This is a genomic window from Pseudoalteromonas sp. PAST1 (genome assembly GCF_021532515.1).
In the GTDB taxonomy this organism is placed as follows: Bacteria; Pseudomonadota; Gammaproteobacteria; order Enterobacterales; family Alteromonadaceae; genus Pseudoalteromonas; species Pseudoalteromonas simplex.
Window position 1 is genome coordinate 1 of the sequence record NZ_JAKGBH010000089.1, and the last position, 7,774, is coordinate 7,774.

General features: G+C 37.3%; 10 protein-coding genes. All 10 read left to right on the forward strand.

The features are described 5' to 3' along the window. The first annotated feature begins 112 nt into the window (after positions 1-112). The 10 genes from L1272_RS22150 (at position 113) to L1272_RS22195 (ending at position 7,440) form a co-directional block, all read left to right on the forward strand. Positions 113-391, forward strand: a complete 279-nt coding sequence (locus L1272_RS22150; protein WP_235374307.1) for a hypothetical protein — start codon at positions 113-115, stop codon at positions 389-391. Positions 392-470: 79 nt separating this feature from the next. Continuing rightward, entirely contained in the window at positions 471-659 is a 189-nt protein-coding gene (locus L1272_RS22155; RefSeq protein WP_063529541.1) for a hypothetical protein, read from the forward strand. 170 nt (positions 660-829) lie between these two features. Next, positions 830-1,369 (forward strand): single-stranded DNA-binding protein, encoded by a 540-nt coding sequence (locus tag L1272_RS22160; RefSeq protein ID WP_063529542.1) that lies wholly within the window; start codon positions 830-832, stop codon positions 1,367-1,369. Positions 1,370-1,691: 322 nt separating this feature from the next. Next, the gene (locus tag L1272_RS22165) at positions 1,692-1,832 is read left to right on the forward strand and encodes a hypothetical protein (protein WP_155950871.1); all 141 of its coding nucleotides are present in this window, start codon (positions 1,692-1,694) and stop codon (positions 1,830-1,832) included. Positions 1,833-1,921: 89 nt separating this feature from the next. Continuing rightward, positions 1,922-2,533: a hypothetical protein gene (locus L1272_RS22170; protein WP_036973819.1), complete on the forward strand. Its 612-nt coding sequence runs from the start codon at positions 1,922-1,924 to the stop codon at positions 2,531-2,533. Between the two features lie 9 nt (positions 2,534-2,542). After that, positions 2,543-2,863 carry a hypothetical protein gene (locus tag L1272_RS22175; protein WP_036973820.1) on the forward strand — a complete coding sequence of 107 codons (321 nt, stop codon included), beginning with the start codon at positions 2,543-2,545 and terminating at the stop codon, positions 2,861-2,863. A gap of 85 nt (positions 2,864-2,948) precedes the next feature. After that, the gene (locus L1272_RS22180; protein WP_063529543.1) at positions 2,949-4,001 is read left to right on the forward strand and encodes an AAA family ATPase; all 1,053 of its coding nucleotides are present in this window, start codon (positions 2,949-2,951) and stop codon (positions 3,999-4,001) included. Positions 4,002-4,063: 62 nt separating this feature from the next. Continuing rightward, on the forward strand, positions 4,064-4,588 hold the full coding sequence (locus L1272_RS22185; protein ID WP_063529544.1) for a hypothetical protein: 525 nt from the start codon (positions 4,064-4,066) through the stop codon (positions 4,586-4,588). Positions 4,589-4,682: 94 nt separating this feature from the next. Next, positions 4,683-5,780: a DUF3150 domain-containing protein gene (locus L1272_RS22190; RefSeq protein WP_036973823.1), complete on the forward strand. Its 1,098-nt coding sequence runs from the start codon at positions 4,683-4,685 to the stop codon at positions 5,778-5,780. Between the two features lie 103 nt (positions 5,781-5,883). Continuing rightward, a complete protein-coding gene (locus L1272_RS22195) occupies positions 5,884-7,440 on the forward strand; it encodes a vWA domain-containing protein (RefSeq protein ID WP_063530136.1) in 1,557 nt (518 codons plus the stop codon). The last annotated feature ends 334 nt before the right edge of the window (positions 7,441-7,774 follow it).

The window sequence follows — 7,774 nt, forward strand, 5'->3', positions numbered from 1 at the left end:
TACAATCGCCAACTGGTTGAAGCGATGATCAAAGTGAAGGCGCTAAATAAGATCAACACCCTTGGTCTGCCTAAATATCAGTAAGTTAAGTGAGTTTATTAGAGAGCTGCATTTGATCAACAAGGCCATTCAGAGTGTATATTGCATTGTATATGACAGGTTAACGTTAAAAGTTTTAGCAACAGCTGAAACACATAACGAGGCCAGTCAAATAGCAACTGAGATATTCAACAAAGACAAAGTATTCGCTGTTCCCGGTGAAATTAGGTTTTCAGATGAGAGTATTTCACATAGTAATATTCTTGGAATGAACCTTGTTAATTTTGAATTCTTTGTTGAAGCAAATATGAGTCATCCACTGATTAAATCAACTTTCACAGGCGAGCATTAGCTCCCTGTGAATTTCCTTACTGGTTATACCTATGCAGCTTGAAGCAGGATGCTTAGGTATAACCAATAAGGAGAAACCTATGTTTGAAGATTCCGCTTTTCATATTTTCGACAAATCAACATCAACACTTACATTATTCACGGGTGAGATAAAAAAGATTGATGTTAATCATTTAGACAAACCAGACTACCTATCAGCTGTAAAGCAAAAGGCCATTTCTAGTGGCTTAATTGGCGAAAGCGATTTTGTATGTGAATGGGATGTTTAACAGATAGTAGGGTAAACCTTACTCTCTGAATGGGCTTTATATATTAGAGTTTATTCAAAGGGTTACGGTGAATATTGCCGTTATTTTTGATTAAGTCGCGCGATATTTTCTTTATGTAATTATATCTACATCAGTTGTGATGATTTTATAACTTTATAGAAGGCTTATATATGCGTACTGCAAAAGATAATTCAGCAAGGCTTGGTGGTAGAGTCGCGAGTCTTGATATCAGAAATGGTCAAGATGGGTATTTTGGTACTGTGACAATTGCTTGTGATGACGGCTACTTTAAGAAGTCAAACGAACCTAACGGACAAAGTGAGTGGGTTGACAGAACTTACTTTTTTGATGTCAAAGTGGATAGTCGGTTTTTAAAGAATTTTAAACCAGCTATTGAAGTAGGGGACGAAGTAACTTTAAGAGGAAAACTTGTTCAAGAAAAGTGGATTGATAATGGTGGGCAAAACCGCTCTTCAACAAAGATTAAAGCTATCGAGCTAATTCAACATCTTAGAAAAGTTGAAGTGGAATGTTTAAAAGCCTCTGGCTTAATTGGCAATCAGAACCAACAAAATGGTCACCCACAACAAAATAGTTCTTCAAACTACCAAAGTGCGCCTCAGCATCATAGTCAACAGCAAAATAATGCACAAAACTATCAGCGCAGCCAGCAAGACCAGAGCGCACCAATACACTATCCGCAATCGTAGGGCGGTTTTGCTCCTAAACCTCAACCAGGAGGGTATGGCGGTAGTCAACAATAACAAGCTAGATAAGGTTTCCTAGCCTAGGAATTTGCATGACAAGGATGTTACTTTTGTTTTTTCTAATATTCATAATACCTTTTCGCTTCTCGCGAATAACTCTGCTATGGCAGTTAAAGTTGAATATTAGTTACGCACTCTCAACATCAAGTTGAAAAGCAAAAATCTATTTTGTGAGTGCACACCAAGCAACTTCGTTGCTTGTCTTAATCTCTGAGGGTTTAACCTTCACAGGTTAGTCCTTCAGCTTTTTAACTTGGAGGAGCTTATGAATAACAAGTCAATCGGCGCATATCTACGTCGTCGTGAGCGCAAATTAATTAAACGAGCAAAACGTAATAGATCTAACAAGTTAGCTATTCGCGCAAGCCGTTTATATCAAGAGTCAAACCGCGTTTTCCACGGTTAACTTCTAACTCAACCTATCTACCAACCCAGCAAGGGAATTTTCCCTTGCTGGGGATGTTCCCTTTAAAAATCTCTTTGGAGGAGAACATCATGGCTAGACCAAAAAAGGCCATAACCAAAGCTCAAATAAATGCAGAACTTGAAAGAAAGAAGCAGTTTAAACCGAAGCGAAAAACTGATCACTTTCTGTCAGTAAATGCAGAATATACGTGCCATTCGTTAGACGAAGATATCATAACAGCTCACCGAGTTGGTAAAGTTGCCCTTGGGCAGGATGTATTTTTTAGTTTAATGGATGATTGTTTGGATGCTGCAAGAGGTGAATATTACATTCATTGGTCAGACGAGAACATTAAGGCGTTATGGGAAAGTATTTTGTATCGTTCACTTGGTATGCTTCGATATGCTAAAGCGAATTCAGAGATACTAAACGACGAACTTGAATGGATTTGCTCTGCAAATTTTGATTATGTATGCCAGTCTCTAGATTTAGATGCTTGTTTAATTAGAATTGCAGTACCACAGATCTTACAACAGTATAATCAACTTAATGAAATACTTGTAACTAACAAATACGCTAAAGCTCTTTGTGAATACAAGCACTTCATCTTAAATGGTAGCAATTGCTCATCGTCTAACTCTCATCTTTATAGTGACTTAGAAGGGCCAGACATCCCTCCTTGGCATGATCTAAAGTTTTAGGAGTTGATAATGGAAATTTATCCTACTCATGAGTCTAATACTTGGATTCTACTTGATGATAATGTTACTGAGCGAAAACTGCTATTAGGTCAGAGTGATGAAGGCTATCACTTTGGTCATATTGATGGTTGGCCAGACTCAGTTGAAGTTTGGAATTCTACCAGTTATGCAACTGAGGAATTAGCAGCAGAGGCTCAAGTGAATTTTATGCTAGACCTTGCAGTTGAGGATGAAACAGAAGCAGCATTTGAATATTGTTCTGTTCTAGACTTACCAAACCTTCATCTTTATGAAAAAAGTTATATAGACTTTTTAGAAGTACCATTTTAAATATTAAGAAATCAAACCCATCAAGGGACACTACACCCTTGACGGGATAAGTGTCCCTCAAAAATCTATTTGGAGGAGCCACAATATGAATACTCAAGCACAATCAAACGTATCTACAATTAAACCTGCAACTAAAATTGATTATAACGAAATGATAGAAGTTGATGCTCATGAGCGTTTTCCTGAAATCTTCGACCCTAATCAATACAAGATTAAAATTCGTAAACACCGCCACCCAAATTGTCAAAAAGCTGACATGCATTATACGCCTGATGAAGCAACTCTTCGTAAAGCGTTAGCATGGTGGCTTGCGCCCGCTCAACCGAAGCCTCTTGGCTTGGTGGGTGAAACAGGTACAGGTAAAACGGAGTTATTACTATTCATTGCAGATCGCTTTAATGAGCCTGTTTTTATTGAAAAAGTAACCGTAGCCATGAGTGGTGAGCGTTTAGAGGGTGGTTATGAATTAATTGTTGATGGAAAAGGTCATAATGTCACTCGCAAGCGATACAGCCAAGCTGCATGCGGATACAAATACGGTGGTTTAGTTATCTTAGATGAAGTGGATAAAGCTAATGAAGATTTATCAACATCGCTTCATTTGTTTGTTGAAGGCAAGCCTTGGACACTTAGTGTTTTCGGTGAAACCATAAACAAACATGCTAGCTGTCGAATAGCTGCTACAGCAAATACTACCGGTGGTGGGGATAGTGATAGGTATATTACTTCACAGCGTTTAGACCAAGCATTACGTTCGCGTTTTGGTTGGTTAAAAACTAAATATCCAAGCAAAGCAGTTGAGTTGGAAATTTTGGAAAAGAATTTTCCGAAACTAACATTGTCGATTCGCAAGCTTATGGTACAAACAGCTGACTCTTTAAGAACAGCTGCATTAGGTAAAGATCACGATGGCAACATCGATAATGGATTAGGGTGTGTTTTTTCAACACGAACTTTAGTCCACTGGGGTTTTTACATGATGACATTTGGTGCCAATCGTTCTCCATATGAGTCATTTGAATTTTCGTTTTTAGGTTCCATTGATAATGATGAAATTGAAGAGGTTAATTCTGTTGTTCAACGAGTATGGGGTGATGATATTAAAAAACCACTTGGCGAGTTAATTCAAAAAAAGTAACCATCTCAAACACTAACACATCCTCTGACTCGGCTAACTTAAAAGTTGAGAGAGGGGACACAGTGTTTGAGTGCTTTGAAGTTGAAAATGGTCGTTTTATTGGTTTTAGCTACCAACCATCAAATGGTAAATACCTCCGCATTGAAGGGGGGAAAGGCCCACTTAAAATTGACAATGTAAGAGACATTAAAGCAATGAGTATGTCTGAGTTAATTCAGGCAACCGATAAGATTGATTACATTAGGAACGGCAATCCTTATTTTCTTATTCATTCGGATGAGAAAATGAAGAGCTGTGACTTTGTAAACTGTCGAGCTCAAGTTATGTTCAATGCTCAAGGTAATCTGAAATGCAATAACCCGTTTGATGTTTATCATCATGCCGGTGAAGGTAAATTTTGGGCTGTAACATCATTCCAAAATACGACATATGTGTTGTTCAAAAATGATAATACTGAATGGAAATGGGTTTTTATGTCTGTAAACGGTGAGAGAAATGCTCTTGCCAAAAATAAAGAACAAAGAGGTTATTCACTTATTGGAATAGGCCACTTTAATCAAAATACATGGGATATTGAAGTGATGTAACAAATCGCAGGTCCTATTAATCAACCAACCCTTTGGGGAGTACTTTCCCCAACAGGGAAGTCTCCCCTTTTTTTATCAAATTGGAGGAGACAACATGTCTTTATCAAACGAAGCAATCGCAAACGGCAAAGAGTTAGCAGAACAAAACACTTCACTTAAAAATGGAGCATGTTTGTTAGGCTGGCAATTAAGATCGCCATGTGGTGAATCAACTTTACCGAACGCAAAGATAGAACTAGATGGTCAGAAAGTATCATCTAATCAAATCAAGGGGAGTAAATTACAGTGGTTTCCTAGAAGCAAGCTGAAGCTTACAACGAAGTACAACAACCGGCTTACACGAACTTTTAATAGTTATGGTGTTAAGTATGGAGACTTTACGGTTGTCCCAACGACCAGGTTAGATGAGCTTAAGTCAGAGCTTGATGGAATAAAGCGTGATTGGCAAGATGAAGTATCAGTATTAATTGCTGAATATGATATTTCAGTTAATCAACATATGGCTGAAAATTCAGATATCGCTGCACTGATCTATAAATACGCTTTATCTCAGGTTGAGTTCCAATCAAAATTCAAACTGTCGTTTACAAAGCCTTTGGCTATGAAAGCGCTTTTTGATGATGATGAAGACGATATCAAAAACGATGTTGCAGAAACTCTTTGGCAAGAAATCGCTAAAGAAGCAGGCAGTGTATATAAAACAAACTGGTTTAAAGACAAAACGCCAGTTAATCGCGTAAGCCAAAAAGTACGTTCACCATTTAGAAGAATGATGAATAAACTTATTGATTTATCATTTGTAGATAATGGTATTGAAAACGTGGTTAGTACAATACAGGAGGTTTTAAATAACTTACCTTCTAGTGGCTACATTGAAGGTCATTCATTTTCAGAGTTAACCAACTGGTTACTCGTAATGAGTAATGAAGACACACTTCGCCTTCATGCTGAAGGAAAACCTCAATATAGTGCAACACCAGAGCCGGAAGTAATTACACATGAGGATACCGACGTAGCGAGCCTTTTCGTTTCAGGTAAATCTAGTGAAACTGCTTCTGAGAGTTCAATCATTTTAGAAACAGCTGATCAAGAAAATTCATTTGAATTTGACCTAGCGCCTAAAGAAGAAACCGTTTTTTTCGAGCCCGCTGAGCGTAACAACTCTTTAGGTGATTTTGGATTTAATTGGTAACAAATTAAGGAAGCAATCTAGCTTCCTTTAATTCTAAACCCACAGGGGATACTCACCCCTTGTGGGTGTATCCCCCTCTTAAACATTTCTGGAGGAGATGCAAATGAATAAATCAAAACTATTAAAACGATTTAGAATGCTTTCAAGAGTAATGAGTAACCGTGGTGACATTACGATTAACTTAACTGGTAACAGATGCTATACAGATTACAACAGCATTACTTTACCCGTAGGTGATCTTGAAAACCCCGATTATCTCGAACTTTTGGAAGGCGCTATTGATCATGAAGTAGGCCATCTACGATGGACCGATAGAACATGGACAGCTAAGTCGTATGAAAAAGGGGTATTTTTCAATGCTATTAGAAATGGCATTGAGGATATTCGTATGGAAAGAATGGTTTGTCTGGAGTGGCCGGGCGCCATCTTAAATTTATCTAAGATGGTTACTCAAGGTATTAAAAAGGGATGGTTCAGTAAACCAACTGATAGCTTCCCACCTTCATTACTGCTGCAAGCTGTAGTTGTATATTATGGTCGATATAAAATTAACAACCAAGTACAACTAAAGGAGTTCTGTGAAATTGCATTAGCTTTATTAACTGATTGTATTGGCCAAAAACCAGTACAAGATTTAATTTTGTTATTGGATACGATACCAACGCTTCAATCTAACCAACATAGTTATGAACTTACAGAACAGATCATTCAATTACTTAAAAAAATAGAGTTTGAACCGGGCGATAGCCAAGGTCAAAACTCAAATGTTAGCCAGCAAGTTATTAATTTTGTAAATGAATGCCTAAATGCCGATGAAAGTCAGCTCATGGCAGATTTGCATGAACAAGTTAATAACGAGCTAGAGAAAATGGCTGATGAAGTAAGATCAAGTAATGATATGGAGCAACTAATTGACTTCAATGCTCCTTTAATATCAAAAAATGATCGTGGCACAGTTGGTACTGCAGAGCTAAACCTAGCTAAGAGACTTTCAACACCTATAAGTCGAGAACTCCATAAAATAATTTATGAGTTAGACCGAAAAAGTGTGAATTTTTCTAAGCAAGGTAGAACTGTTGAGGCAAATAGACTTGCTGGAGTAAAAGCTGGTAATTTTAATGTTTTTAAATCAGAAAGAATTACTAAAGCTCCAACAATGGCGATATCAGTTCTCGTAGACAGGTCTAGTTCAATGAGTGCTGATGATATGAATGGTGTTAATACTTCTGCGCTTGCAATTAACTTAGCAATAGATAAGTTGAAAGGCGTAAATAGTGAATGCATATATTTCAGTGCCGGTTACCTATATGAAGCAAAGTGTTTTAAATCAACAACTACAGCCGTTAAAGATAACTTTAGAGTCAGTAGTAGAGGCGGAACACATACAGGGTTAAGTCTTTATTCTGTAATTCGTAGGCTGTCACTTCGTGTCGAGCAAAAGAAAGTTGTTTTTATCATTACTGATGGTCAAGCAAGCGATCTAAAGTATTTAGAAAAGTCGATTGAAATGTCGGAACTTCTAGGTATTCAAATTGTATGCATTGGTATAAATACAGGAATGCTTTATGGCTTTGAGAATCAGGAATTACTCAACATTCAAACCGTTGAAGAGTTACCCTCGATTCTAAAACAAGTAATTAAAAATAAATTAATTGCTTAACCAAGTAATGCGCCCTTTTGGACGCATTTTAAAGCAAACACAATGTTTTAAAATGCGGCTATAAGCTGAACAATCATTATGTGAATCATTATGTTAACAATCATTATGTGAATAAGTCTTAACTTGATCTGCCAGATTTGATTTATAGAGTTGAATTAAAACTGACAGTGAATAGCCAATAAAGGCCTCTGGCAAACTCATTTTGACTGGCAACTAACAAAACTAAACGGACGCTGACAGCTACTTCTAAGTAGCTAGTATTCACCTTCAACTCTAATTTAAATAGCTAAGCTGATTCCAGTTCATAACACTGCTGTTTAAGCCAACGACCTAA